At 52.6% G+C, this 24425-nt stretch carries 26 protein-coding genes; 14 read left to right on the forward strand and 12 right to left on the reverse strand.

What is annotated here, in order from left to right; genetic code table 11:
- Positions 1–117 precede the first annotated feature (117 nt).
- From ACPAOP_RS07360 to ACPAOP_RS07375, 4 genes are all read right to left on the reverse strand, one after another.
- Positions 118–1857, reverse strand: a complete 1740-nt coding sequence (locus ACPAOP_RS07360; RefSeq protein WP_423709811.1) for a tetratricopeptide repeat protein — start codon at positions 1855–1857, stop codon at positions 118–120.
- A complete protein-coding gene (locus ACPAOP_RS07365; RefSeq protein ID WP_423709812.1) occupies positions 1784–2926 on the reverse strand; it encodes a serine/threonine protein kinase in 1143 nt (380 codons plus the stop codon). The genes ACPAOP_RS07360 and ACPAOP_RS07365 overlap by 74 nt, the downstream gene beginning before the upstream one ends.
- 79 nt (positions 2927–3005) lie before the next feature.
- Entirely contained in the window at positions 3006–3554 is a 549-nt protein-coding gene (locus ACPAOP_RS07370; RefSeq protein WP_186884433.1) for an ECF-type sigma factor, read from the reverse strand.
- 95 nt (positions 3555–3649) lie between these two features.
- Positions 3650–4183 carry a PadR family transcriptional regulator gene (locus ACPAOP_RS07375; protein WP_423709813.1) on the reverse strand — a complete coding sequence of 178 codons (534 nt, stop codon included), beginning with the start codon at positions 4181–4183 and terminating at the stop codon, positions 3650–3652.
- A gap of 154 nt (positions 4184–4337) precedes the next feature.
- Here ACPAOP_RS07375 and ACPAOP_RS07380 point away from each other — a divergent pair, with 154 nt between their 5' ends.
- Entirely contained in the window at positions 4338–6353 is a 2016-nt protein-coding gene (locus tag ACPAOP_RS07380; protein ID WP_423709814.1) for an FAD-dependent oxidoreductase, read from the forward strand.
- A 22-nt stretch (positions 6354–6375) separates the two neighbouring features.
- Positions 6376–6813 carry a nuclear transport factor 2 family protein gene (locus tag ACPAOP_RS07385; protein ID WP_423679037.1) on the forward strand — a complete coding sequence of 146 codons (438 nt, stop codon included), beginning with the start codon at positions 6376–6378 and terminating at the stop codon, positions 6811–6813.
- A 53-nt stretch (positions 6814–6866) separates the two neighbouring features.
- Here ACPAOP_RS07385 and ACPAOP_RS07390 read toward each other — a convergent pair whose 3' ends face one another.
- The 7 genes from ACPAOP_RS07390 to ACPAOP_RS07420 are packed head-to-tail and all read right to left on the reverse strand — an operon-like array spanning position 6867 to position 12578.
- A complete protein-coding gene (locus ACPAOP_RS07390) occupies positions 6867–7307 on the reverse strand; it encodes a nuclear transport factor 2 family protein (RefSeq protein WP_423709815.1) in 441 nt (146 codons plus the stop codon).
- Entirely contained in the window at positions 7308–8075 is a 768-nt protein-coding gene (locus tag ACPAOP_RS07395; RefSeq protein WP_423709816.1) for an SDR family NAD(P)-dependent oxidoreductase, read from the reverse strand.
- A complete protein-coding gene (locus ACPAOP_RS07400; protein ID WP_423709817.1) occupies positions 8072–8629 on the reverse strand; it encodes a DUF3833 domain-containing protein in 558 nt (185 codons plus the stop codon). The genes ACPAOP_RS07395 and ACPAOP_RS07400 overlap by 4 nt, the downstream gene beginning before the upstream one ends.
- A 25-nt stretch (positions 8630–8654) precedes the next feature.
- A complete protein-coding gene (locus ACPAOP_RS07405) occupies positions 8655–9221 on the reverse strand; it encodes a chalcone isomerase family protein (protein WP_423709818.1) in 567 nt (188 codons plus the stop codon).
- On the reverse strand, positions 9218–10462 hold the full coding sequence (locus ACPAOP_RS07410) for a class I SAM-dependent methyltransferase (protein WP_423679044.1): 1245 nt from the start codon (positions 10460–10462) through the stop codon (positions 9218–9220). The genes ACPAOP_RS07405 and ACPAOP_RS07410 overlap by 4 nt, the downstream gene beginning before the upstream one ends.
- Positions 10459–11286, reverse strand: a complete 828-nt coding sequence (locus ACPAOP_RS07415) for a DUF1365 domain-containing protein (RefSeq protein ID WP_423709819.1) — start codon at positions 11284–11286, stop codon at positions 10459–10461. Before ACPAOP_RS07415 ends, ACPAOP_RS07410 begins: the two co-directional genes overlap by 4 nt.
- Before the next feature lie 2 nt (positions 11287–11288).
- A complete protein-coding gene (locus ACPAOP_RS07420) occupies positions 11289–12578 on the reverse strand; it encodes an NAD(P)/FAD-dependent oxidoreductase (protein ID WP_423709985.1) in 1290 nt (429 codons plus the stop codon).
- 220 nt (positions 12579–12798) lie between these two features.
- On the opposite strand from ACPAOP_RS07420, the gene ACPAOP_RS07425 reads away from it, so the two are divergent.
- Complete coding sequence (locus ACPAOP_RS07425; RefSeq protein ID WP_423709820.1) at positions 12799–13428, forward strand: TetR/AcrR family transcriptional regulator; 630 nt, start codon at positions 12799–12801, stop codon at positions 13426–13428.
- 122 nt (positions 13429–13550) lie between these two features.
- On the opposite strand, the gene ACPAOP_RS07430 is transcribed toward ACPAOP_RS07425, so the two are convergent.
- Entirely contained in the window at positions 13551–14129 is a 579-nt protein-coding gene (locus ACPAOP_RS07430; RefSeq protein ID WP_423679049.1) for a glutathione peroxidase, read from the reverse strand.
- 168 nt (positions 14130–14297) lie between these two features.
- On the opposite strand from ACPAOP_RS07430, the gene ACPAOP_RS07435 reads away from it, so the two are divergent.
- The 11 genes from ACPAOP_RS07435 (at position 14298) to cysW (ending at position 24418) form a co-directional block, all read left to right on the forward strand.
- Complete coding sequence (locus ACPAOP_RS07435; RefSeq protein WP_423709821.1) at positions 14298–15311, forward strand: sulfate ABC transporter substrate-binding protein; 1014 nt, start codon at positions 14298–14300, stop codon at positions 15309–15311.
- A 31-nt stretch (positions 15312–15342) separates the two neighbouring features.
- On the forward strand, positions 15343–15930 hold the full coding sequence (gene ssuE, locus ACPAOP_RS07440; protein WP_423709822.1) for an NADPH-dependent FMN reductase: 588 nt from the start codon (positions 15343–15345) through the stop codon (positions 15928–15930).
- A gap of 167 nt (positions 15931–16097) precedes the next feature.
- Positions 16098–17132, forward strand: a complete 1035-nt coding sequence (locus tag ACPAOP_RS07445) for a sulfonate ABC transporter substrate-binding protein (protein WP_423709823.1) — start codon at positions 16098–16100, stop codon at positions 17130–17132.
- 7 nt (positions 17133–17139) lie between these two features.
- The gene (locus ACPAOP_RS07450) at positions 17140–18150 is read left to right on the forward strand and encodes a sulfonate ABC transporter substrate-binding protein (RefSeq protein WP_423709824.1); all 1011 of its coding nucleotides are present in this window, start codon (positions 17140–17142) and stop codon (positions 18148–18150) included.
- A 35-nt stretch (positions 18151–18185) separates the two neighbouring features.
- On the forward strand, positions 18186–19331 hold the full coding sequence (gene ssuD, locus ACPAOP_RS07455) for an FMNH2-dependent alkanesulfonate monooxygenase (RefSeq protein ID WP_423682297.1): 1146 nt from the start codon (positions 18186–18188) through the stop codon (positions 19329–19331).
- 9 nt (positions 19332–19340) lie between these two features.
- A complete protein-coding gene (gene ssuC / locus ACPAOP_RS07460) occupies positions 19341–20237 on the forward strand; it encodes an aliphatic sulfonate ABC transporter permease SsuC (protein WP_423709825.1) in 897 nt (298 codons plus the stop codon).
- Positions 20237–21184 carry an ATP-binding cassette domain-containing protein gene (locus ACPAOP_RS07465; protein WP_423709986.1) on the forward strand — a complete coding sequence of 316 codons (948 nt, stop codon included), beginning with the start codon at positions 20237–20239 and terminating at the stop codon, positions 21182–21184. The genes ssuC and ACPAOP_RS07465 overlap by 1 nt, the downstream gene beginning before the upstream one ends.
- A gap of 191 nt (positions 21185–21375) precedes the next feature.
- Positions 21376–21591 carry a TOBE domain-containing protein gene (locus tag ACPAOP_RS07470; protein WP_186884449.1) on the forward strand — a complete coding sequence of 72 codons (216 nt, stop codon included), beginning with the start codon at positions 21376–21378 and terminating at the stop codon, positions 21589–21591.
- A 49-nt stretch (positions 21592–21640) separates the two neighbouring features.
- Positions 21641–22504, forward strand: a complete 864-nt coding sequence (locus ACPAOP_RS07475) for an EAL domain-containing protein (RefSeq protein ID WP_423709826.1) — start codon at positions 21641–21643, stop codon at positions 22502–22504.
- 148 nt (positions 22505–22652) lie between these two features.
- Positions 22653–23516 (forward strand): sulfate ABC transporter permease subunit CysT, encoded by an 864-nt coding sequence (gene cysT, locus ACPAOP_RS07480; RefSeq protein WP_423709827.1) that lies wholly within the window; start codon positions 22653–22655, stop codon positions 23514–23516.
- Entirely contained in the window at positions 23513–24418 is a 906-nt protein-coding gene (gene cysW, locus ACPAOP_RS07485) for a sulfate ABC transporter permease subunit CysW (RefSeq protein WP_423679062.1), read from the forward strand. The genes cysT and cysW overlap by 4 nt, the downstream gene beginning before the upstream one ends.
- Positions 24419–24425 lie beyond the last annotated feature (7 nt).

Raw genomic sequence — 24425 nt, forward strand, 5'->3', positions numbered from 1 at the left:
GCAGGACGACGCTTCCTTTGTATGAACGGAATTCTTTTGAAAAAAGCGCCACGCCGAGGCATTTTTTTTTAGAAAGCAGAATAGAGAAGAACGACAGACGTGTTACGCTTGCCCCGCTTAATGCCTGGCTGGCGCTTGCCAGCGACAGGCGGGATATTGTCTGCAAATGGCGTCTGCGCGCTGCCGTAACTGAGTAGATTGCACGGAGTCTTCAGGCTGAATGGCGTCAGCGAGCCGCAGCATGGTCAATGCATACCAGATACCATTGCGGGTATCGTCAGCCTGTTCGCGTATGGCGAGTGCTGCTTTCATTGCTTCTTGTGCGGCCGCAGTCTGACCTCGCGCCAGATAGACATTGCCGATAGCCTCGCGCATGCTGGCTTCAAATCCTGCCCAGTAGTCGCGTTGGCCCGGCCGCAGGAAAAATTCCAACTCAGTCTGCATCTGTGGCAATGGCAGCAATGTCTGGTCACTACCGGCCAGCCTTGAAAGGCCAAGCCATGCCTGAGTGCGGGCGAAATGATTTTTTTTTGCCGCACTGGTCAGCACTGCGCGGTATTCGCGGATGGCTTCTTCACGATGGTGTGATGCTCTGGCAATTTCGGCATTCAGCAAATGTATGCCGCTGGCCCTGCTGGGTTGTTGCGGCCAGTGTTGTTTCCATAGCGCGAAATTGTCACGGGCAAAGCGGCGTGCGGTCTCTGTATCTCCGAAATACAGCGCAACACTACCGCAGTGGTTGAACATAATGTTGCGCAGGATGGGATAGCGAATCGGTGTTTTCCAGGGGAACTGGTCGCAAACGCTGCGCATTTCCTGCAGATTACCGCTGCGGTACAAAATTTTCAGATAGCTCGCGCTGGCATTTTCCAGATAATCCAGTTTCTGATTGCGCCAGTCAGGCAGTAGCATAATTTCATAGGCCGCCCGCGCATAGGCAAGACCCTCCGGTCGGCGCAGGGCATCGACCAGCATATCGGCCAGATAAGCTTTGCTTTCCGACACAAAATAATGATTTTTGCCCCAGATATCTTCCATGCTTTGTAATGCCTGCAGGCGCGCTGCGGCAGATTCTCCGGTCCTGCCGAGAGTATCCAGCGTGATGGCAACACTTTGCAGCGATTCTGCGGTTTGCCAGGCATGTGCACCATACAGTTTTTGCCGCAGTTGCAGGGATTCGTTAAAGGCCGTTAACGCGTTCTCAGGGCGGTCAGAATTCAGATAAGCGAGCCCCAGATTTTCCAGCGCAGACGAGAGTTCTGCGCGGTCTTTTGCGGTCCTGGATAAACGTACTGCCGTTTCCAGATACTGAATATCTCTCGGAAATCCGGCGGGGTGCAGGTTGACACCGCAATGTCCGGCCTTGCGGTAAGCGACCGCCAGTTTTTCGTCGGGGGCATGGTGACGCCGGTAAATTTCCAGCGCCCGGTCTGCATACTGGCAGGCTTCCTGACTGCGGTTATTTCCGCTCAGCCATTCAACCGCATCGAGTAAGACGCCCGCGTATTCATTGCTGTCCTGACCGTATCTCTGCCTTGCCTGTTCCAGACTGACTTGATAAATACGGGCGGCTTCATCCTGCAGTCCCAGTTGTATCGTCAGCTGCCCCAGGTCGTGTAACAGTTTTGCCCGCTCCTCGGGGTGCGCCTGCAGTTCGTTAATAAGCCGGTCAGTACCGAGGCGAACCAGATCCTTCAGCGTCATCTGGCGTCTTGCCAGATCCAGATCCGGTTTCTGATCGGGATTAAACAGACTGACGACGAACTGATACATTGCTTTCGCTTTAATTGCCTCGGTCTGAGCAATATGCGCCTGATGCAGAGAAATTGCGGTTGCAGTAAACAGAAAGCAAATCAAAAACAGGCCGCTGGCTGCAATCCAGCGGTGATTTTCGTAGTGCTTTGAGGATGATCGCGTCCAGATCACCGCGCAGCAGGCGCTGCTGTTTGTTTTCCAGCAACCGTTCTGAAGGTGGTGCCACCGGATCACGCAGAATTGCCCTTTCCAGCGCAGAACGTGAACGGTCTGCTGGCTGATATGGTGAGACGAATGTGAGTAACTCATAGAAAACGATACCGAGCGAATAAACGTCACTGGCAATGCCCGGTGCTTCACCGCGTATCTGTTCCGGTGAAGCGTAGCGCCAGGTGACCGGGCCTGTACTTTCTCCGGTCGGTGCCGGCTGAATCTTACCGGCATTGTTACCACCTTGCAGAATTTGTGCGATACCAAAGTCGAGCAGGCGCACATAACCTTCTTCGGTGACCAGAATATTGCTGGGCTTCAGATCGCGGTGTACTACCAGATGCGAGTGGGCATATTGGACCGCCGAACACACCTGCACCATCAGTTGAATACGTGCGTGCAAATCCAGCTTTTGTTCGCGGCACCAGTCAACGATGTGTCTGCCCCTGACGTATTCGAGCGCCAGCCATGCCTGTTGTTCGCTGCTGATCCCGGCATCATATAAGCGGGCAATATAGGGATGTGTCAGTTGCGAGAGGATGTCGCGTTCACGGATAAAGCGCGAGACTATCGTTCCGTTCAGCGTATCCGGATAGGGCAGTTTTAAGGCAATTTCACGTTTAAATTCGCTGTTTTTCTGAACCGCGAGCCAGACGCTGGCCATACCGCCCTGGCCGATTTTCTTGCGCAGTTCCCACGGGCCTATCGTCATTCCTTCTTCATATATCACTGGCAAAGGATTGCGTGTACCCTCATCCAGCGTGATTTTCGGCGTGGTCAGCAGAAAAGCATGTTCTTCCGCTTTGTCATGTGCTGCGAGTAGCTGACAAAGACGACGATGGTGCTGCGGATTCTCAGTCTCCAGCCTTGCCAGTCGTTGTTGTCTTTGCGCCGGGTTCAGATCTATGACTTCATCAAACAGCACCGATATCAGATGCCAGTCTTCACCGGGAAGTACCACCGAATGTCTCCAGAAAAAAAGGGATGCTGATCAGAACGATGAAATCATAGGAAAAGCGTCATCGGATTGGTCAAACGCTTCAGCACAGGGCTTCAAACAGTAAGGCTCTTGCCTTCAGCCAGTCTCGTTGTACTGTGCGTCTGGCAATGCCGAGAAAGTCGGCGGTTTGTTCTTCACTGAGTCCGGCGAAGTAACGCAGTTCCACGACTTGTGCCAGACGCGGGTCGATCTGCTCCAGTTCATTCAGTGCATCATGTACACGTAAAAGCTCAGATTCATCGGGGGCACTGAGATCGGGCTGGGAACTGAGTTCGACATGTTCTGCACTGCCGCCATGGCGTTCCGCCTGACGGCGGCGCGCATAATCAATCACGATAGAACGCATCGCACGTGAGGCATAACCGAGAAAATAATGTTTTTCTGCGAGCTGAAGCTGGGTGTTGGCATTCAGGCGCAGCCACATTTCATTGATGAGGGCGGTGGTATCCAGCAAAGTCAGATGACCGCTCTGGCGCAGGCGCGCACGCGCCATGATGTGTAATTCAGGATAGATTTTCTGCATGAGTTGTTCTGCTGCAAGCGGGTCTCCTGCCCGTGCGCGCGTACACAAAGAAGCAAAATCATCCATAAGCGAGTCATTTATCCGGTTCGGGAAAACGGCTATTTTAAAGGACGCTGTCTCTTTGTCAGAGGAAAAAGTATCCAGGATGTCAGGCACTTAGCTTACTGTTGTTGTCGAAATGTGGTCAGTGCCTGTTTTGTCCATGCGACCCGGCTTTCTTCAAAATTGATACCAGCCTGCAAAATCAGATAATGAATTTGTGCTTCACGCGACAAAGGCCTGTGACTGAAATCGCGTTGTTCTATTGCCTTGTAATTTTCTAATTCCTGTTCATGCAGTTTCAGACGACGCTCCATTTCTTCTATCAGGCCGGGCGCACCGACGGCAGCGTCGGCCCTCAGTCGCACCAGCATATCGTCACGCAGGCGCATAGGCGCTGTGCTTTCTGCTGCCCAGCGCTGCAATTCAGTGCGTCCTGCTGGCAATACCTCGAATCGCTTTTTACCCGCGCGGCCACCTTCGACCTCAATTGAGCTGACCCAGCCGTGTTCCTCCATACGTGCGAGTTCGCGATAAATCTGCTGATGCGTCGCATGCCAGAAATAGCCGATGGATTTATCAAAGCGGCGCGCCAGTTCATAACCGGAACAGGGCTTTTCTATCAGCGAGGTTAATAAGGCGTGGGGCAGGGACATAGCAGCACTAGAGTCATTATTCGAGCTTGGTTAGCGACATTTTATATGCAACCAGTTGCATATATAAAGTTGTTTCGTTATTCTCTCGCTATCCCTTGCATCGTCAATTTAACTGACTGCTACTGTTTTTCTCCTTCTTCTATAAGGAAACGCCATGTCTTTCTATCCTCACCTTAGCAAACCGCTTGATCTGGGCTTCACCACTTTGCCGAATCGCTTGTTAATGGGTTCCATGCACGTTGGCCTGGAAGAAGTCGACAATGGTTTTGAACGCATGGCAGCCTTTTATGCTGAACGTGCACGCGGCGGCGTTGCCCTGATCGTGACAGGTGGTATTGCGCCGAATGAGCGTGCGCGTCCTATGCATGGCGGTGCGATGCTGACCACCGAAGCAGAAGCGGCACATCACCGTATCGTGACTGATGCCGTGCATCGTGAAGGCGGCAAGATCGCGATGCAGATTCTGCATTTTGGTCGCTATTCCTATCAGCCGACGCTGGTTGCACCCAGCGCGATAAAGGCTCCGATCAATCCGTTCAAACCACACGCACTGACGACAGAGGAAGTTGCGCAGACGATCGATGACTTCGTCCGCTGTGCCGGTCTGGCGCAATCGGCAGGCTATGACGGCGTGGAAGTCATGGGCTCGGAAGGTTATCTTATCAATGAGTTCATCGCTGCGCGTACCAATCAGCGTGACGATGAATGGGGGGGCGCGTATGAAAACCGCATCCGCTTTCCGGTCGAGATCGTACGTCGTATCCGCGAAAAAGTCGGCACCAATTTCATCATCATCTATCGCCTGTCTATGCTCGATCTGGTCGAAGGCGGCTCGACGCTGGAAGAGGTAATACAGCTTGCCAAGGCAATTGAGGCTGCTGGCGCGACGATTATCAATACTGGCATAGGCTGGCATGAAGCGCGTATTCCGACGATTGCCACCAAGGTGCCGCGTGCGGCCTATGCCTGGGTGACCCAGAAACTGAAAGGTCATGTGAACATCCCGCTCGTGGCGACCAATCGTATCAATACCCCGGAAGTGGCAGAACAACTGCTGGCCGATAATTTCTGCGATATGGTCTCGATGGCGCGTCCTTTATTGGCCGACCCGTTGTTCATGCGCAAGGCAGAACAAGGTAAGGCAGATGAGATTAACACCTGCATCGGTTGTAATCAGGCGTGTCTGGATCATACTTTCGGCGGCAAGATTACGTCCTGTCTGGTGAATCCGCGTGCGTGCCATGAAACCGAGCTGGTGAATGCAAAGCTGGATAAGGCCAAGCGTATCGCTGTCGTTGGTGCCGGACCTGCTGGTCTGAGTTTCGCAACGACTGCCGCCAGCCGCGGGCACGACGTCACCTTGTTCGACGCTGCTGCCGAAATCGGCGGGCAATTCAATATTGCGAAACAAGTACCTGGTAAAGAAGAGTTTTATGAAACCCTGCGCTATTTTGCAAAGCAGATCACGCTGACCGGCGTCAAACTTCGACTGAATACGCCAGTGACGGCTGATGAATTAAGCGCATTTGACGAAGTCGTGCTGGCAACCGGCATTACACCGAGAGTACCTGAAATTGAAGGCGTGACGCATCCGAAAGTGTTGAGTTACCTTGACGTATTGCGCGATAAGAAAGCCGTTGGAAAAACCGTCGCGATTATCGGCGCCGGTGGTATTGGCTTTGATGTGGCGGAATACCTGAGCCATAGCGGTACCAGTCCTAGTCTGGATCCGAAAAAATTCTTCGCTGAATGGGGCGTCGATACGACCTATCAGACGGTCGGCGGCCTGACAGATGCTCACATCGAGACACCTGAACGGGAGATTTTCCTGTTACAACGCAAAACATCGAAAGTGGGTGACGGACTCGGGAAAACCACAGGCTGGATACATCGTACCGGATTGAAAAACCGTGGAGTCCATATGTTTGCCGGTGTCACATACAACAAGATTGACGACGCCGGCTTGCATGTGACGATTGATGGTCAGCAAAAGACACTGCCAGTTGATAACGTCATTCTGTGTGCAGGTCAGGAACCGCGCCGTGATTTGCAGGCGGCTTTGGAAGCAGCAGGAAAAACCGTGCATCTGATCGGCGGCGCTGATGTGGCTGCCGAGCTGGATGCAAAACGGGCGATTAATCAGGGCACACGTCTGGCAGCAACGATCTGATAAAAAAAGGGAGGAGATACTGATGAATCAACTGCACCCACTAGCAGCGGCATCTTTACAGCGCTGGCATCAGATGATTGCTGAGCGTGATCTCAACGGACTGGCGGAGATCGTTCACCCTGAAGCGGTATTCCGTTCCCCGATGGCGCACCAGCCGTATGCCAGTGCGCAGGCGGTCGTGTTGATTCTGGGTACGGTAATCCAGGTATTTCAGGACTTTACTTATCATCGTGAATTCGTGTCTGACGATGGGCTCAATGTGGTGCTTGAATTCAGTGCCAGGGTTGGCGACAAGCAGCTCAAGGGGATTGATATGATTGCTTTCGACGATGCCGGCAAGATACGCGATTTTGAAGTGATGGTCAGACCTATGAGTGGCTTACAGGCGCTGGGACAGGAAATGGGAGCCAGACTGGCGCAGTATTTACCTGCCTATAAAACTGCAAAAGCGGCAGAGTGATACAGGCAAAAACCGGATACTGCAGCAGATGTTACAGCATGTCCGGTATTTGCTTACTTGTTTGCTGCCCGCTTTAAAAAACGCATCAGACCGCCGAGTAACGGGAGTTTTTCGTACAGCTCTTCGGCGGCATCCCAGTAATCCCTGTGCATGGTGACGCGGCCATCTGTCGCAAAGCAGATGTGGGTGGCACCGCGTATGCATTGTTCTTCAGTGCTGAAACGCTTCATCGTGAACAGGAAATCCCAGCATAAAAATGCATTGTCGCCTTGCAGTACGGTAGAAGTCACCAGAAAGCGCGGCTGATTTACCTGCTCAAACATATGCAGAAAAATCCGTTTTATATTATTTGAGCTGCGCACTTCATTAAACGGGTCTTTGAAATACGCATCTTCGATATAAATCCGGTCAATATGATCGACTCCGTTGAGGCTGATCGTTTCAAAAAAAGTGACCAGTCGGTCCAGGCTGGCCTGATGTTGCTGAGGGCTCATTTATAGTCCTGTCACTTTGTGTACGAGATAAAAATAACCGCGGTACGGCAACAGACGTGCCAGCCGCAGCCAGTTCGTAAAGCGTTTCGGGAAATGGATATGAAATTCACCTCGCTCCAGACCCCGCACCAGTGCTTGTGCTGCAGCTGGCGCTGTCATTAAGGCCGGCATCTCGAAATCATTCTTTGCCGTCATCGGTGTGGCGACAAAGCCGGGATTAATCATATACACCGCAATGTTCTTCGGATGCAGATCCACATACAGTGATTCGCACAGATTGATGATTGCCGCTTTGCTCGGCCCGTATGCCAGCGCTTTTGGCAAACCGGAATATCCGGCAACTGAACCGACGATGCCGATACCGCCGGCTCCCTGTTTTAGCAAGCTAGGCAGTACAACCTCCAGACACTGATAGACCCCACGTACATTGATGTCGAGAACATGGTTGGCGTCGGCGAGATTAAAACTGTCTGCCCGCATTTCATTATAGGCACCGGCCACGATCAGAACCAGATCAATTTGTTGCCATTCTGCGATTAACTGCGCATGTGCTGTTTGCAGACTGACGATATCGGTTACATCGAGTGGCAATGCCCGTGCGGCCGGATAGGCTTGCGCAATTTGCAGCAGTTGCTCACGGTTACGTGCTGACAGCGCCACTGTCGCGCCTTTGGTGAGCAGCAGCCGGGCTACTTCGGCGCCGATTCCGGTTGATGCACCGATGATCCAGACATGCTTTCCTTGCCAGTCACGTATGCGTGGATTCATTTTGTCTGTCCATCGCGTTTTGTGAACGACAAGGTGACACTGCCGAGATCAACGCCGAATTTGCGCATGATCGCCCGGTTCAGCATGACTTTGTCATTCATCAGCACCATCACATCGTCAAAATCAACGTGATACACGGTGCCGTCAACCGGGAGCGCCAGCACGTAATTCCAGTGCAGTGTGTTACCGGAAACGACCCCCTGTGCTTCGCCTATCACGTCCGGTGCCGTCCCTGTAAAGCGGTCCGGAGCGGTCTGTTTCAAGGTCCAGATACGCTTTTGTTTTGTGCCATCAGAGTAGGTAAAGTCTTCGTCGAGCGTGCCGGTGTCGCCATTCCATTGACAGCGCATGACGACCGTGAAGCGTTTAACTATTTTGCCGGAGCGATCCTGAAACATGCCCCAGGCGTCAAGCGTTCCATTAAAGTAGTGCTGCAAAGAAAGCTGCGGCTGCTCTTTCGCGTACAGCGCCGGATCGTATTTGCTGGCGCAGGATGCCAGCAGCAGACTTGCAGCCAGCACGACAATATTTTTAAATACGTGATGGAGTTTCATAGTGTCTTTCTGAAGAGACTGTCAGTCATTGATAGGTTTTTTCCAGATTCCCCAGCAGCTTGCTGCGCAAATCCGGGGCGGAGGTTTTTTTGTCCAGCCAGATTGCAAAAAAAGAACGCGCAAATTCCGGGTCGCGAATTTCACCAAGGAATTTCCCATTCAGATAAAAACGCGCCGCCTCATTCGGAATGTGTATGCCGGTAATCCGGCTGCCTTCTCTGACGTCCGGAAATATTCCTTTCATCTGCAGTAACCATCGCTGCCTTTGTTCCGCTGTGCCGAATTTCAGTTTCTCGATTTCATCGATGCTGGCTTCCGCGATTTTGTTGCCGTATAAATTTCTGGCGTAGGTCAGGTCGAGCGCAAAGCGCTGCCGCGTGTCAGGATTGCTTCCGGCTGGCAGCCACAGGGCAGCATCGTAAATTGTCAGACCGAACCAGCGGTAAGTACCGGTTCCCTGTAATACAGCCTGCGGAATTTCATCGCGTATCGGCGGCGGAGCCTCATTTGCTGCAGCCTGTACGCTGTTGGTCAGGCAGCAGGTGCTGAGCAAGAAGGCCGACAGAAAGCAGCGAGCAGGAAAGGTGATCATTTTCTGACCAGGGTGAATTGCGCCACATCGATATTTCCGGCGCGGAATCCGGCTTCGCAATAGGCAAGATAAAATTCCCAGGTGCGCAAAAACTCTTCATCAAATCCCTGCGCTCTGACTTCCGCCAGTTTTTCCATGAATGCTTTACGCCACTCCAGTAAAGTACGCGCGTAATCAAGACCGAAAGTAAATGTATCTATCACCTGCAAGCCGTGTTGTTCCGCCAGCTGGTGAAATTTGCCTATCGATGGCAACATGCCGCCCGGGAAAATATATTGCTGAATGAAATCGGTGCCTTTGCGATAGCGCTCAAATAATTCATCGGCAATCGTGATACTTTGTATGCAGGCTCGTCCACCCGGTTTCAGATTGCGTTGCAGACAGTCGAAATAGCCTGGCCAGTATTCTTCACCGACTGCTTCAAACATTTCTATCGACGCGATGGCGTCGTAGTCACCATGGGCATCGCGGTAATCCTGTATCTGCAGATCGCTGCGCGCATGCAAACCTGCGCGCTGCAGACGTTCGCGGGCGAAATGCAATTGTTCGGTTGAGAGCGTCAATCCTGTCACGTGGGCTTGTGCATCGCGTGTTGCCATCTCGGCGAATCCCCCCCAGCCACAGCCGATTTCCAGTACACTGGCTTGTGGTGGCAACTGCAATTGTTGCAGGATGCGGCGGTATTTCATCTGTTGTGCATCGTGCAGACTTTCCACCTGATCCGAAGAAAAGATGGCGCTGGAATAGGTCATGGAAGGATCCAGCCACAGACGATAAAAATCATTGCCGATATCGTAGTGTGCATGGATATTTTTTTTGCTGCCTGCTTTTGAATTCCGGTTCAGCAAATGTTTAATGCGGTATAAAAGATTGCCCCACCATGTGCCGTAGATGACCGATTCCAGTTGAGCGCGGTTACGTGTGATCAGCTCGATTAATCCGGCCAGATGTGAGCTGGTCCAGTGGCCGGCAATATAGCTCTCGGCAAATCCGATATCGCCTGATTTCAGTACTGCCCGATAAAGTTGCCAGTTCTTCAGTTCCAGCGTGACATGCCGGTTACCGTCATCTGCCCGGCCAAAACAGGCTGTTTGTCCATCAGGGAATTGTATGCTCAGACTGCCGTGTTCAAGTTTGTTGAGTAAGCTGATAACAAAACGTGCTTCTGCCGGAAAATGCGTGGTATTCAGTTGTGTCGCCTGACTGTTGACAGGTAAGAGTGTGGGATGCGTTGTGCTCATCGGCTGACCTCTTGCGATGGTGGAACAGGTTTGGAAAAAAAAGGAACGCGTTTTAACCACAGACGTAATGCCTGCAGATGAATACGGACAACGACGCCGGCGGTCATCAGCGGATAGCGCAGCATAACTTTCAGAATCTGCTGATCTGTCATGGTTTGTTCTTCACCGGAGATACTGGTGAGCAGCACAGGTCCTTGCTGATCATCGTAATCAATTCGGGCGACGTGGCGGATACTGTGTTCTGCATTCCGTGGCTGCGTCTGCAGAAAGCGGAAACGGTATTTGCCTTTGACTTCGCAAAAAGGCGATACATGGAAGATTTTTTGTGCCTGCATTTCTTCGCCATTGCGCAGTGCGTCGCCGTGCTCAAGTAAATACAGATGCTTCTCGCCGAAGGTATTGCAGACTTCGCAAACTATCGCTCTCAGAGTGCCGTCGCGGCGATGGCAAAACCAGAATGACACCGGGTTAAATACATAGCCCAGGACACGCGGAAAACATTGCAGCCAGATTTCACCGTCAGCGTCATGGATACCCTCGGCATGCAGTAAATCATCGATCCATTTGGACAACGATTGCCGACCATCCCCGTGATCTTTGTCGAAGAAAGAAAGCAGGTTGAAACGATTATGCGAAAAAAAACGGTACGGCAATGACACGGCCTGTGCCGTCAGGGCGCGTACTGGGACGCGGATAAAAAATACGCCATAGCGGAACGCATTTTTGGCCGGACGCAATCGTTTATGCAAGACTTCCCCTGTGCATAAACGGATGCGCAGCGCTGCGGCCTGTGGTTGTAGAGGGGCGGTGTTTGGCTGCGTCATTTTTATGCGGCAAGGACGAGAGGTGATGTCAGCGTCTGACTGGCGATGATATTTTTTGCGGCACGTAAGCCGGATTTCAGACCATCCTCGTGGAAGCCATAACCTGTCCATGCACCGGCGAACCAGATCTGCCTTTGCCCCTGTATCTGATTCAACATGGCTTGCGCTTTTACCGCTGCTGCGTCGAATACGGGATGAGCATAATCAAAGCTGGCGATCACTTTTTCAGGCGCCGGTTCTTCAATCGGATTCAGACTGACGATGACCGGGGTGGTGAACGGCAGTGGCTGCAATTGATTGATCAGATAATGTACGCAGACTTGCGGTTCTTTTCCATTCGCACTCTGATAATTCCAGGCGGACCAAGCTTTGCGGTTCTCCGGCAAAAAGCGGGCGTCGGTATGTAGTACGGCGCGATTGGGCTGGTATTTCACCGCAGACAGCACTTGCTGTTCTGCGGTGGTGCTGTCTTTCAGCATTCGCAGCGACTGATCGCTGTGGGTCGCGATGACAACGTGATCAAATTCTTCCGTTCCTCTTGCTGATGTGACGCTGACCCGTCCTGATGCACTGCTCTTTACCGAGCTGACCGGCGCATGCAGATAGGTGTGCGCGATATGGGGCAGTATCTTGTTGACATAATGGCGTGCGCCGCCTTTAACGGTACGCCATTGCGGTCTGTCGTTGACCTGCAATAAGCCATGGTTGTGGCAGAAATTGACGAATGAGGATAAAGGAAATTCCATCATGGTCGAAGTCGGGCAAGACCAGATGCAGGCAGCCATCGGCAACAGATACCAGTGGATAAACTCGTCGCTGTAACGATGCTGCTGCAAAAACTGACCGAGTGGAATGTGGAATTCATTTGTTGCGTCCGCTTTTGCCATCGCGGTGGTCTGCTTATTGAAACGCAGGATGTCGCGCAGCATGCGCAAAAAGCGCGGGTTCAGCAGATTGCGGCGCTGTGTAAACACCGTATCCAGATTGGCACCTGCCCACTCCAGAGTTTTGCCTCCCACCGGCATTTTGACCGAGAACGACATATTCGTGGCGACGGTTTCTATTTGCAGATCCTGAAATAAGCGAACTAGATTCGGATAGGTTTTATGGTTAAACACCAGGAATCCGGTATCGACGCCATAGGTCTTTTCTTCCAGTGTGACGTCCACCGTATGAGTATGTCCGCCAAAGTAACTGTCAGCCTCAAACAGGCTGACTTCGTGCTGCGCACGGGACAATTCATAAGCGCAGGAGAGACCGGAGATGCCGGAACCGATGACCGCAATTTTCATCATTTTTTACGATTAATTTTTTTGTAATGAATGCCGCCCAATCAGCTTGCATTCCCGATTTACGCTTATTTCCGGCACATTCTGTTACCAATCTGACCGTGAGGAAATGCAGATTCCTGCCCGATGCCGATACGCCTGAGTTAGAATGTGACCTAATATTTCATTTCGTGACTGATCAGTCACTAAATATACTACAAAGTTTAAAGTTGTACAGAAAAAAATGATAAAGCTAAAAATTCCCTTTAAAAAACAGCAGTTTGACGCGCGTGAAGAAGCCATTATTGATGCGGTCAATCATCTTTTATCCGATAAAGGGTATGACCTGATGACGATGGATGATGTTGCTGACGCGGTTGGTATCGCGAAAGGTAGTCTGTACAAACACTTTTCTTCGAAAGAGAAACTGGCTGCGGCCGCACTGACCCGTCTGCTGAAAGCGACACTGGAAGAATTGGACACTCTGCCGGAAGACATGCCGGCAATAGATAAAATCCGGCATATTCTGGCCTGGTCCTTGCGTTTGCGTTTGCAGGGAGGCGTGCCGCATTTGCCATCGACGAGCCGCGCTTTGCAACGCAGTCTGATGCTCAATTTTGATTATGTAACAGTCGCTTTACGGATCAATAAGCGTTTTTATGCGCTGGTGGCCACCGCGCGCGAACAGGGGGCTTTGACAGCCTTGGTGCCGGATGATGTGCTGGTGTACACCTTGTATTCGCGCGCCTGCGATCCGACGATGGAATTCCTGGTGCGTGACCAGCGTCTGAGTCACGAACAGATCGTTGATGCTATGGTGCACGCCACCATAGGGGGATTTTTGTCAGAGCAGGCGAGAGCACCGGTGGCGTAACATACGCTCTTTTCTGGTTGTTCCTGTACTCCGTGTACGACATCATAAAAAAAGGCTGGAAGCCCTTATAAACAGGGGCTTCCAGCCTTTTTATTAATGGTGTTTGTCTGTAGGTCGCGGGCTTATTCCGCCAGCGCTTTTTCTATATCAGCAACCAGCTTTTTATCGTCAGGCTTAGTCATGCTGCTGTAAGCGCCAACAACGTTGCCTTTACGATCGATCAGATATTTGTAGAAATTCCATTTCGGTGTCGTTCCGGTTGCTTTGACCAACTGTGCATGCAGAGGATTGATGTCTTTGCCGGTGACAGATGACTTGGCAAACATAGGAAACTTCACCCCATAGGTGTTGTAGCAAAAATCGGCGATTTCCTTGCTGTTGCCCGGCTCTTGTTTGCCAAAATCATTCGACGGAAAACCGAGTACCACCAGACCTTTGCTGCTGTACTTGGCATAGGCTTTTTCCAGTCCTTCATACTGATTGGTAAAGCCGCAGTAGCTGGCGGTATTGACGACCAATGCAACTTTACCTTTGTACTGGCAAAGATCCTGCGGAACATCGTCTTGCAGGCGATTGAATTTGTGATTCAGGATGGCCGGGCAGGCTTCTGCCTCTTCAGCAAAGGCCGGGCTGCTGATTGCAGCCAGACTGCCAATGACGGCGGAACAGACAACAGAAAAGACAACAGAACGTCGCAGCATGGAGGTCTCCTTCATGAAAGATGCACATAGTAGCCCAGGCGAAAAAATGCTGCTGAAACAGGTCTTTATATGAAAATTGAATATAGATCGTAAAAATACTTCGTTTTCAAATATAAAGTCGCGAATTATTCTGAGAACCTCATTCAACACTGATTCCAAGGATTACAGATGAAAGCAAAAAAACTCCTGCTCCTCGCCAGCTTCGCGTTTGCCAGTGCGATTCACGGCGCTTCCCAAGCTGCAGACATCACGCTGCTCAATGTTTCCTATGATCCTACGCGTGAGCTGTATCAGGATGTGAATCAGGCATTTGCAAAACAATGGCAGGCAAAAACGGGCGATAAAGTCACCATCAAACAATCGCATGGTGGTTCAGGCAAACAGGCGCGTTCGGTGATCGACGGTTTGGATGCTGACGTGGTCACACTCGCGCTGGCCTATGACATTGATGCGATTGCGAATGCAGGTTTGTTGTCGAAAACCTGGCAAAAGCGTCTGACACATAATGCTTCGCCTTATACATCCACGATCGTGTTTCTGGTACGTAAAGGCAATCCTAAAGGGATTAAAGACTGGGCCGATCTGATCAAGCCCGGTGTGTCAGTGATTACCGCGAATCCGAAAACTTCCGGCGGGGCACGCTGGTCGTATCTGGCAGCGTACGGCTATGCGCTGAAATTACCCGGCGGTACCGATGCCTCGGCGCGAGAGTATGTTCACAAGTTGTTTAAGAACGTGCCGGTACTCGATTCCGGTGCGCGTGGTTCAACCGTGACATTCACTGAGCGCGGTATCGGCGACGTGCTGTTGTCGTGGGAAAACGAAGCTTATCTGGGACTCAAAGAATTCGGTGCGGATAAATTTGAAATCATCTCGCCGTCCATCAGTATTCTGGCGGAACCACCATTGTCCGTGGTCGATAAAGTGGTCGATAAACGCGGCACGCGCAAAGTGGCAGAGGCTTATCTGAATTACCTCTACACCGACGAGGCACAAGACATTATCGGTAAAAATTTCTATCGTCCGGTCAGTGAAAAAGCGGCGAAAAAATATGCCGGGCAATTCTCGAAAATCAAGTTATTCAATATTGATGACACCTTCGGTGGCTGGACTGTTGCGCAGAAAACCCATTTTGCCGATGGCGGTGTGTTTGATCAGATTTATCAGCCGAATAAAAAATAATGATGCTCAACAGCGCATTGAAGGAATCACCATGACTATTCTTTTGCTTTCCGGTAGCCCGTCTTCACCGTCGCGCTCCACTCGTCTGCTCCAGTATGCCGGTGAGAAGCTCAATGTGCTCGGCCAGCGTACCGTCAGTCTGCATGTCCGCGATCTGCCGGCGGAAGCGCTGATGAATGCGGATTTTTCCGACACCGAACTGAATGTCGCCAGATTACTGGTCGAGCGTGCCGATGCACTGGTGATTGCCACGCCGATTTACAAAGCAGCTTACAGCGGTCTGTTAAAAGCATTTTTAGACATACTGCCGCAAGACGGTCTGAACGGAAAACTCATTTTGCCTCTGGCGACGGCGGGCAGCCAGTCGCACGTGCTGGCGCTCGATTACGCCCTGCGCCCGGTGCTGACATCGCTGTCGGCAAGGCATGTTCTGCCAGGCGTTTATGCAACCGATGCCCAGGTTCAGTGGCACGAACAGCAAGGCTTGCAGTTGGATGCCGCGATAGCGCAGCGAATTGCTGACGGTGTGCAGTTGCTGACTGAGAGCCTGCATTCCCTGCGCCATGCTCATGCGTCGAAAAATCCGGCAATCAAAGAACTGATGTGTTGTCGCGCCTGATCTGTTCCTGTTGTTGCTGGCGCGGTGCATAAAAATTCGTTGATGAATTTTAAACCGTCGCTGTAGCAGATTTGTAAATCCAGACATTAAGCAGCAATCCCGTAAGCGTTACCACAATGCCAGATTTCCGGCAGGGGTAAGTCTTGCCTATCAATCGAGGAAATGAAATGAGTGAGCATCAGAATAGCAATTCACATCGCCGCTATACACGTTATGTTGAGCAGGTGAAAAAAACCAATGCGCTGCGCCGTCGTGTGCTGACCGGCGTGCTGACATTGGCGGCACTCGTTGCCGCTGGTGGTCAGAACATCGCGCATGCACAGAACAGTGCAGCGAAAAGTGTGCTGCGTATCGGTTATCAGAAATACGGCACGCTGACTGTGCTGAAAGGTAATGCCAGTCTGGAAAAACGCCTGGCACCACTCGGTGTGGAAGTGAAATGGACAGAGTTTCCGGCTGGGCCGCAATTGCTGGAAGGTCTGAATGTCGGCAGTGTCGATTTCGGCACCACCGGTGAAGCACCACCGATTTTTGCACAGGCGGCTGGTGCCGATTTGCTGTATGTTGGCAATGAACCTGCGGCACCTGCGGGCGAAGCAATCGTCGTACCGAAAGGCTCTGCACTCAAATCGGTGGCGGATCTTAAGGGCAAAAAAATCGTGCTCAACAAAGGCTCGAATGTGCATTACCTGCTGGTGAAGTTGCTGGAAAAAGCCGGGCTTGCGTATAAGGATGTGGAAGTCGTGTTTCTTGCCCCAGCCGACGCGCGAGCCGCATTTGAGCGAGGTAGTGTTGATGCCTGGGCGATCTGGGACCCGTTTCTGGCGGCCGCTGAAAAGCAGCTCGGCGCACGCGTGCTGGCCGATGGCAAAGGCGTTGTCAGCAATCACCAGTTCTATCTCGCTTCGCGTTCGTTTGCACAAAAACATCCCGCCATCATCAGTCTGATTCTGGAAGAAATCGGCAAGACCGGCGACTGGAGCGCGAAAAATGTGAAAGCTACTGCGGCAATTCTTTCCGTGCAGATCGGGCTGGAGCCATCCATCGTTGAATTGTCCGTTGGCCGTTTTTCTTATGGCGTGAAACCTTTATCGGAAGCCGTGATTCAGGAACAGCAAAGCATTGCAGATACCTTTGCCGATCTGAAGCTGATTCCGAAACGCATCAGCGTGCGCGATGCAGTTTTCCAGGCAAAGCGCTGAGGCTGATATGCGAATTCATTCGTCCCACCGCCGGCTGCTTTTGTCGCTGACAGCAATGGCTTTAGTGCTGTCAGCCGGCAATGTTGCAGCTGGCAATACAGCAGTCGGCAATGCGGTGCAAACCGGCAGCAGGACTGCCAGTTTGCCGAAAGAAATCCGCATTGGCTTTCAGAAAAGTTCGGTCAATCTGACTTTGCTGAAACACCGTCGTGCACTTGAACAGCAACTTAAAGGCGTGAAGATCAGCTGGTTTGAATTCACTGCTGGCCCGCAGATGCTGGAAGCCTTGTCGGTCGGCAGCATCGACTTTGCAACGACAGGTGAACCGCCGCCGATTTTTGCACAGGCAGCCGGCAGTACGCTGGTATATGTCGGTGCCGAACCTGCGAAACCGGGTGTCAGTGCGATATTAGTGAAACAGGATTCCGCTATTCGGACACTCGCAGATCTGAAAGGCAGAAAAATCGCTTTTCAAAAAGGCTCCAGCGCGCACTATCACGTATTGCGGGCTGTGCAACAGGCGGGATTGCAATGGTCGGATATCACTCCGGTTTATCTTGCACCTGCCGATGCCAGAGCAGCGTTTGAACGCGGCAGTGTGGATGTCTGGGCGATCTGGGATCCTTACTGGGCGGCGACCGAGCAAAGTCTCAAGCCCCGCGTACTGGCGAATGGTAATGGGCTGGTGAACAACCTGTCGCATTATTTATCGACCCGTCAGTTTGCCGATCAGTATCCCGGTGTGATCCGGCTGCTGTTTGAAGAACTCACTCGCAGCGACAGCTTCGTACAGAGCAATCGCGCCGAAGCGGGTGCGATCATCGCTGCCAGCACCGGCCTGGATGCTGCCGCCATCGCCAGTTTTCTGGAGCGGCGTCCACGCTCGCCGGTGGTTTATCTGACGAACAACATCATCGAAGAACAGCAACGTGTTGCGGAAAATTTTTATCAGCAAAAGCTGATACCTAAAGCCGTCAACATCCGCGATGCAGTCTGGCTACCACCAGCAGGCAAATAATTCATATTGAGAGAAATGAAAGAAATTCTATGAGCTTGAATATTTTCTGGTTTATACCTACCCACGGCGATACGCGCTATCTCGGCACCAGCCACGGTGCACGCGACATCAATTACGACTATCTGCGGCAAATCGCGGTGGCGGCAGACACGCAGGGTTACGACGGTGTGCTGCTGCCCACCGGTCGTTCTTGCGAAGATGCCTGGGTCGTTGCATCCAGCCTGATCAGTGCGACGAAAAAACTGAAATTTCTGGTGGCGGTTCGTCCCGGACTCAGCAGCCCCGGGCTAGCGGTTCGCATGGCTTCGACCTTTGATCGTCTGTCGAACGGGCGTTTACTGGTCAATATCGTTACCGGTGGTGATCAGGGAGAACTTGAAGCCGATGGCGTCTTTGCCGACCACGAAAAACGTTATGAAATCACCGACGAATTTTTACGCATCTGGCGCGCATCGCTGGCGGGTGAAGGTGGTGATGCCGGTTTTGATTTCAACGGCAAACACCTGACCGTGAAAGGTGCGAAGACTTTGTATCCACCGGTGCAAAAGCCGCATCCGCCTTTGTATTTCGGTGGCTCATCGGCACCGGCGCACGAGCTCGCAGCGGAACAGGTTGACGTCTATCTGACCTGGGGCGAACCACCTGCTGCCGTGGCTGAAAAAATCGCCGACATGCGCGCCCGCGCCGCTAAGCATGGCCGCACTTTGCGCTTTGGTATCCGCCTGCATGTGATTGTGCGCGAAACCAATGAAGAAGCCTGGGCAGCAGCGAATGATCTGATCCGTTATGTCGATGATGAGGTGATTGCGCGGGCGCAGAAAGCGTTTGCGAAGATGGATTCGGTAGGTCAGCAAAGGATGACGGCGCTGCACGGCGGCAAGCGCGACAAACTCGAAGTTTCACCGAATCTGTGGGCGGGTGTCGGGCTGGTGCGCGGTGGTGCCGGAACCGCGTTAGTCGGTGATCCGGAAACGGTGGCGGCACGGATTAAAGAATATGCGGCACTCGGCATTGAGACCTTTATTTTTTCCGGCTATCCGCATCTGGAAGAATCGTATCGCTTTGCCGAACTGGTCTTTCCGCTGATAGGAAAATCGGTACCGCGTGTGACGAGTTCGCTCACAGGCCCATTCGGCGAAGTGATTGCGAATTCGATTGCACCGCAGGTTTCGCAAAGCTAGGAGCACAGTATGGCGTCGCCGCTGACAACTGAAATCAATGAGTTCAATGAATTCGCCGGGCTTGCAGACGACTTGTCGCAGACCTTCCGGCGCCGCGAATCGGCGCGAACAGCCACGCCATGGCATCTTCATGCCTTGCGCATTTTGCGTGCCGTGGCACCGTGGGCGGTACCGCTGTTATTGCTGGTGATCTGGCAGGTGTCGGCGCAACAGGGCTGGTTATCGAGCCGGATTTTGCCGGAGCCGCTGGCAGTCGCGAAGGCGTTCTGGAATCTGAGCGTTTCCGGCGAAATTTTTATCCACGCAAAAACCAGCCTGTGGCGTGCGGTGTCGGGTTTTGTGATTGGCGGCGGTCTGGGCTTGTTGCTCGGTTTGCTGACTGGTACTTTCCGTACCGCTGAAACCCTGCTCGATACCAGCCTGCAGATGATACGCAATATTCCGGCGCTGGCGCTGATACCGCTGGTGATTTTATGGTTTGGTATCGATGAAACGGCGAAGCTGTTTCTGGTATCGGTTGGTGTATTTTTTCCGGTGTACCTGAATACCTTTCACGGCATACGTTCGGTTGATCAGGGCTTGATAGAAATGGCGCGCAGCTACGGCTTGTCGGGCTGGACTTTATACCGCGATGTGATTTTGCCCGGCGCTTTGCCTTCTATTCTGGTCGGCGTGCGTTTTGCGCTGGGGCTGGTGTGGGTTTTGCTGATCGTCGCTGAAACCATTTCAGCGCAGGCGGGTATCGGCTATATGACCATGAATGCGCGTGAATTTTTGCAGACCGATGTCGTGCTGGTGGGGATTTTGCTGTACGCCCTGCTGGGAAAAATCGCCGACGTCTTATCGCGTGCACTTGAACATTACTGGCTGCGCTGGCATCCGGGTTACCAAAGAAAGTCTGCATGATGCCGGACATTTTATATTCACCTTCACCTGCGGTGGCGCGTATCGCCGCGCTCAGGCAAGAGCTGGACGATGGCATCAGTCATGCCGGCAGCGCGGATGGCAGGCCAGGGCAGAATCCTGCGCATCTGCCGCAGCGCGCGCCGCAAGCAGGCACCGCGATTCATGTCCGGCATTTGCAAAAATCCTATAACGGCCGCAGTGTGCTGAAGTCGCTGCAGCTCGATGTGCAAGCCGGTGAGTTTGTGGCGGTGATCGGGCGTAGTGGCTGCGGGAAAAGCACCTTGTTGCGCCTGATTGCCGTACTGGAAAAAGCCGACGGCGGCAGCCTGGAGTTGGCACTGCAGGATGCCCAGAACAACGGTCAGAACAATCGTCGTCCTGAAACCCGCGTGATGTTTCAGGATTCGCGCTTGCTGCCGTGGAAGACGGTGCTCGATAACGTCGGGCTTGGTTTGCGCGGTCGTCGCAATGATGCGCTGGCAGCGCTGAACAAGGTTGCGCTGGCAGAACGTGCCGGTGACTGGCCATCGGTATTATCCGGTGGTCAGCGTCAGCGCGTTGCGCTGGCCAGAGCGCTGGTACACGAGCCGACCTTGTTATTGCTGGATGAGCCGCTGGGTGCGCTCGATGCGTTGACGCGCATTGAGATGCAAAGCCTGATTGAGCAACTCTGGCAGCAGCGCGGTTTCACTGCATTGCTGGTGACGCATGATGTGCAGGAAGCGATTGTACTCGCCGACCGAGTGATTCTGATTGAAGACGGTCAGATCACGCTGGATCAGAAAGTCGATCTGCCGCGGCCACGCGCGCGCGGCAACCCGCTCTTTGCCGCGCTGGAAGAACAGATACTGGCGCGGGTGTTGCAGCGCCCGGCGCAGCAACCGGATGCGGAACTCGGCGATGTGTCGCTGCTCCGCACGGTTAACCAGGTGACCTGGGCGATTTAGGTCTCAGCTCTGCTGACAGCTTCAAATCAACTTCAAATCAGTATCAAATCGGCATAAAAATACTCCGGGGGAGTATGTTTTAAACCCCAATGAATTCAAGGACATTAGGGGTCTTTTATTAAAAAAAGCGGGGGAGTATCTGTTTCTCGGGATATTTTCCGCATCCAAATCCGCATCACAAAGGAAGAAAAATGACAATTCAGGCGATTAATGTACGTAACCAGTTCCGCGGCAAAATCAAAGCGATTATCGAAGGCGATGTCGTCTCCGAAGTCGATGTCGAAACCCCGGCCGGCATCGTGACATCGGTGATCACGACGCGCTCTATCCGCGATCTGAATCTGGTGGTCGGCAGCGACGTGGTGGCGCTGGTGAAAGCAACCGAAGTCTCGATCGCGAAACTGTAACTGGCAGCGTCCGGCGTATCACACCGCGTGGCCGCTGAAAGGAGGAAGCATGCAACATCCGAAATTACAGAATTATCTGAGCCGCCTGCAGCATTCTGTTGGCAGCAGTCATCTGTGGCTGGACGAAGAAGGGCGCGCGCGTGGCCGCTATTTTAATGCCAGCCTGACCAGCGCTTTTCAGGCGATACGCGCGGGCGACGACCAGCGCATCCTTGCCTACGAAGCCTATGCCCGCAGCTATGATCCCGGCGATCAGGGGCTCAATATCTGGAAACTGCTGGAATACGTGGCGAATGATGATGAATCGGTGGAGCTCGATCGTCTGTGCCGCTTGTTGCATACGCTGAATTTTTACCGTCAGGTGCAAGAGCCAGCGCAGGAGTTGTATCTGAGCGTGCACAGCCGTTTGCTGGCTGCCGTGGAAGGCAATCACGGCATGGCTTTCCGGCGGATACTCGACGCGCTGGAAATACCGCATGAACAGATTATTCTGCAACTGCCGCTGATTACGCCAAGTCAGCGCTGGGTGCTGACGCATGTTGCTGAAAATTACCGCCGCAACGGTTTTCGCATCGGCGTGAATGCCAGCAGCCTGGAACAAGCCGCTGATTTGCTCGACCGCATCCGCCCTGATGCGATCAAACTCGATGTCAGCGTTGCTAATGACGCGGCGGCGCAGATCAGCTTGCTGCAACGTGCCGATCAGGCGCAGTGCAATATCATTTTCCGGCGCATAGAAAACGAAGCGCGTCTTTTGTCGCTGCAACAGGCGAACGATACGGCCAGCCCGTATCTGGTACAAGGCTTTTTGTTTGACTTACCGAGAGCCACTTTGGCGGAGCACACTGCGCAAACAGCAGCGACATCTCATGCAAATCCATCGCAGACGGCAGCGGTTGAACTGCCGGGCTGATCAGTACTGCTCAGCTTGCCGCGTGAGATTAATGCGCCCTCGCTATATGTGTTTATCATCTAAGAACATAACAAAAAATTCGTTTTTCTTATATCAAAATCCTGCCAATATTTGCCATCTTTAGTTGAATCAGTAATAAAGGCTGACTATGGCATCTGCTGCAATTGCAACAGGCGGTCAACCGACCAGTAAACGTGTGCTTCCCGGTTTTCATCTGTCGCTGGGATTTACCTTGTTTTACCTCGCGTTGATTGTCTTAATCCCACTTTCCGCGGTCTTTCTCAAAACCTTCACCATGACCTGGCAGGCGTTCTGGGAAACCGTGACATCGGATCGTGTCATGGCATCGTATCGCCTGACTTTCGGTGCCTCTTTTCTGGCCGCGCTGATCAATGTGCTGTTTGGCGGTATCGTGGCATGGGTGCTGGTGCGTTACCGCTTTCCCGGCAAACGGCTGATCGATGCACTGGTCGATTTGCCATTTGCCTTACCGACCGCTGTTGCCGGTATCACGCTGGCGACCTTATATGCACCGAATGGCTGGATAGGCAAATTACTGACGCCGCTGGGCATCAAAGTCGCGTTCACGCCTTTAGGCATTTTGATCGCCCTGACATTCATAGGCTTACCTTTTGTGGTGCGCACGGTGCAACCGGTACTCGAAGAAGCCGAAAAAGAACTCGAAGAAGCGGCGCTGAGTCTGGGTGCCAGCCACTGGCAAGTGTTTACACGGGTGATTTTCCCGACGATATTGCCTGCGATGCTGACGGGCTTTGCACTTGCGTTTGCAAGAGCGACCGGCGAATACGGCTCGGTGATTTTTATCGCTGGCAACATGCCGATGATTTCAGAAATCACACCGCTGTTCATGATCACTAAATTGGAACAATACGATTACGCCGGTGCGACTGCCATTGCGGTTGTGATGTTGTTGCTATCGTTTGTTTTGCTGCTGTCAATTAATGCTTTACAGGCCTGGACGCGCAGCCGGCAGGGAGGAAAAGAATCATGAGTACGACCAGTATTGCAGCACCTTCAGCGGTCTTGGCACAACGTCGCGCAGAGCCTGCGATCAACCCGACAGCCACGCTGGAACCTTTATGGATACGCGTCACGCTGACACTGATCGCTTTCGCGTTTCTGACACTGTTTTTATTTGTACCGCTGGCGGCGGTGTTTGCCGAAGCCTTGAAAAAAGGCTGGCAGGTGTATCTGGAAGCCATCGTCGAACCGGATGCCTTGTCGGCGATTAAATTAACGCTGATTGCGGCGGGCATTGCGGTGCCGCTGAACCTGATTTTCGGTGTTGCCGCCGCCTGGACGATTGCCAAATTTGAGTTTCGCGGCAAGAGCGTTTTACTAACGCTGATCGATTTGCCGTTTTCCGTGTCGCCGGTGATTTCGGGTCTGGTGTATGTGCTGCTGTTCGGCGCGCAGGGCTGGTTTGGCGAATGGTTGCGCGATCACGATATCAAAATTCTGTTCGCAGTTCCCGGCATTGTACTGGCGACGATTTTTGTGACTTTTCCATTTGTCGCGCGTGAGCTGATTCCGTTGATGCAGGCGCAGGGCAGTGAGGAAGAAGAAGCCGCGCTGGTACTGGGGGCATCAGGCTGGCAAACCTTCTGGCATGTGACTTTGCCGAATATTAAATGGGGTTTGCTGTATGGGGTGATCCTGTGTAATGCGCGGGCGATGGGTGAGTTCGGCGCGGTGTCTGTGGTGTCCGGCCATATTCGTGGCGAGACCAACACCATGCCTTTGCAGGTCGAAATTTTATACAACGAATACAACTTCGTGGCGGCGTTTGCGGTGGCTTCATTGCTGACCTTGCTGGCCTTGCTGACGCTGGCATTAAAAACGATCGTTGAATGGCGCACCAATGAGAGTCGCGCCCCCATTTCTGAAGAATAAGCTGGAG

It is taken from the genome of Undibacterium sp. WLX3042, from assembly GCF_049544825.1.
Classification (GTDB): Bacteria; Pseudomonadota; Gammaproteobacteria; order Burkholderiales; family Burkholderiaceae_D; genus Undibacterium.

Excerpts from the sequence above, each read along its gene's own strand:
- ACPAOP_RS07415 (WP_423709819.1), bottom strand. The coding sequence starts at position 11,286 with ATGACGCAGCCAAACACCGCCCCTCTACAACCACAGGCCGCAGCGCTG.
- ACPAOP_RS07430 (WP_423679049.1), bottom strand. The coding sequence starts at position 14,129 with ATGCTGCGACGTTCTGTTGTCTTTTCTGTTGTCTGTTCCGCCGTCATT.
- ACPAOP_RS07380 (WP_423709814.1), top strand. The coding sequence starts at position 4,338 with ATGTCTTTCTATCCTCACCTTAGCAAACCGCTTGATCTGGGCTTCACC.
- ACPAOP_RS07465 (WP_423709986.1), top strand. The coding sequence starts at position 20,237 with ATGCCGGACATTTTATATTCACCTTCACCTGCGGTGGCGCGTATCGCC.
- ACPAOP_RS07450 (WP_423709824.1), top strand. The coding sequence starts at position 17,140 with ATGCGAATTCATTCGTCCCACCGCCGGCTGCTTTTGTCGCTGACAGCA.
- ACPAOP_RS07400 (WP_423709817.1), bottom strand. The coding sequence starts at position 8,629 with ATGAAACTCCATCACGTATTTAAAAATATTGTCGTGCTGGCTGCAAGT.
- ACPAOP_RS07420 (WP_423709985.1), bottom strand. The coding sequence starts at position 12,578 with ATGAAAATTGCGGTCATCGGTTCCGGCATCTCCGGTCTCTCCTGCGCT.
- ACPAOP_RS07425 (WP_423709820.1), top strand. The coding sequence starts at position 12,799 with ATGATAAAGCTAAAAATTCCCTTTAAAAAACAGCAGTTTGACGCGCGT.
- ACPAOP_RS07370 (WP_186884433.1), bottom strand. The coding sequence starts at position 3,554 with ATGGATGATTTTGCTTCTTTGTGTACGCGCGCACGGGCAGGAGACCCG.
- ACPAOP_RS07405 (WP_423709818.1), bottom strand. The coding sequence starts at position 9,221 with ATGATCACCTTTCCTGCTCGCTGCTTTCTGTCGGCCTTCTTGCTCAGC.
- ACPAOP_RS07445 (WP_423709823.1), top strand. The coding sequence starts at position 16,098 with ATGAGTGAGCATCAGAATAGCAATTCACATCGCCGCTATACACGTTAT.
- ssuE (WP_423709822.1), top strand. The coding sequence starts at position 15,343 with ATGACTATTCTTTTGCTTTCCGGTAGCCCGTCTTCACCGTCGCGCTCC.
- cysT (WP_423709827.1), top strand. The coding sequence starts at position 22,653 with ATGGCATCTGCTGCAATTGCAACAGGCGGTCAACCGACCAGTAAACGT.
- ACPAOP_RS07375 (WP_423709813.1), bottom strand. The coding sequence starts at position 4,183 with ATGTCCCTGCCCCACGCCTTATTAACCTCGCTGATAGAAAAGCCCTGT.
- ACPAOP_RS07435 (WP_423709821.1), top strand. The coding sequence starts at position 14,298 with ATGAAAGCAAAAAAACTCCTGCTCCTCGCCAGCTTCGCGTTTGCCAGT.
- cysW (WP_423679062.1), top strand. The coding sequence starts at position 23,513 with ATGAGTACGACCAGTATTGCAGCACCTTCAGCGGTCTTGGCACAACGT.
- ACPAOP_RS07475 (WP_423709826.1), top strand. The coding sequence starts at position 21,641 with ATGCAACATCCGAAATTACAGAATTATCTGAGCCGCCTGCAGCATTCT.
- ACPAOP_RS07410 (WP_423679044.1), bottom strand. The coding sequence starts at position 10,462 with ATGAGCACAACGCATCCCACACTCTTACCTGTCAACAGTCAGGCGACA.
- ACPAOP_RS07470 (WP_186884449.1), top strand. The coding sequence starts at position 21,376 with ATGACAATTCAGGCGATTAATGTACGTAACCAGTTCCGCGGCAAAATC.
- ACPAOP_RS07385 (WP_423679037.1), top strand. The coding sequence starts at position 6,376 with ATGAATCAACTGCACCCACTAGCAGCGGCATCTTTACAGCGCTGGCAT.
- ssuC (WP_423709825.1), top strand. The coding sequence starts at position 19,341 with ATGGCGTCGCCGCTGACAACTGAAATCAATGAGTTCAATGAATTCGCC.
- ACPAOP_RS07395 (WP_423709816.1), bottom strand. The coding sequence starts at position 8,075 with ATGAATCCACGCATACGTGACTGGCAAGGAAAGCATGTCTGGATCATC.
- ACPAOP_RS07390 (WP_423709815.1), bottom strand. The coding sequence starts at position 7,307 with ATGAGCCCTCAGCAACATCAGGCCAGCCTGGACCGACTGGTCACTTTT.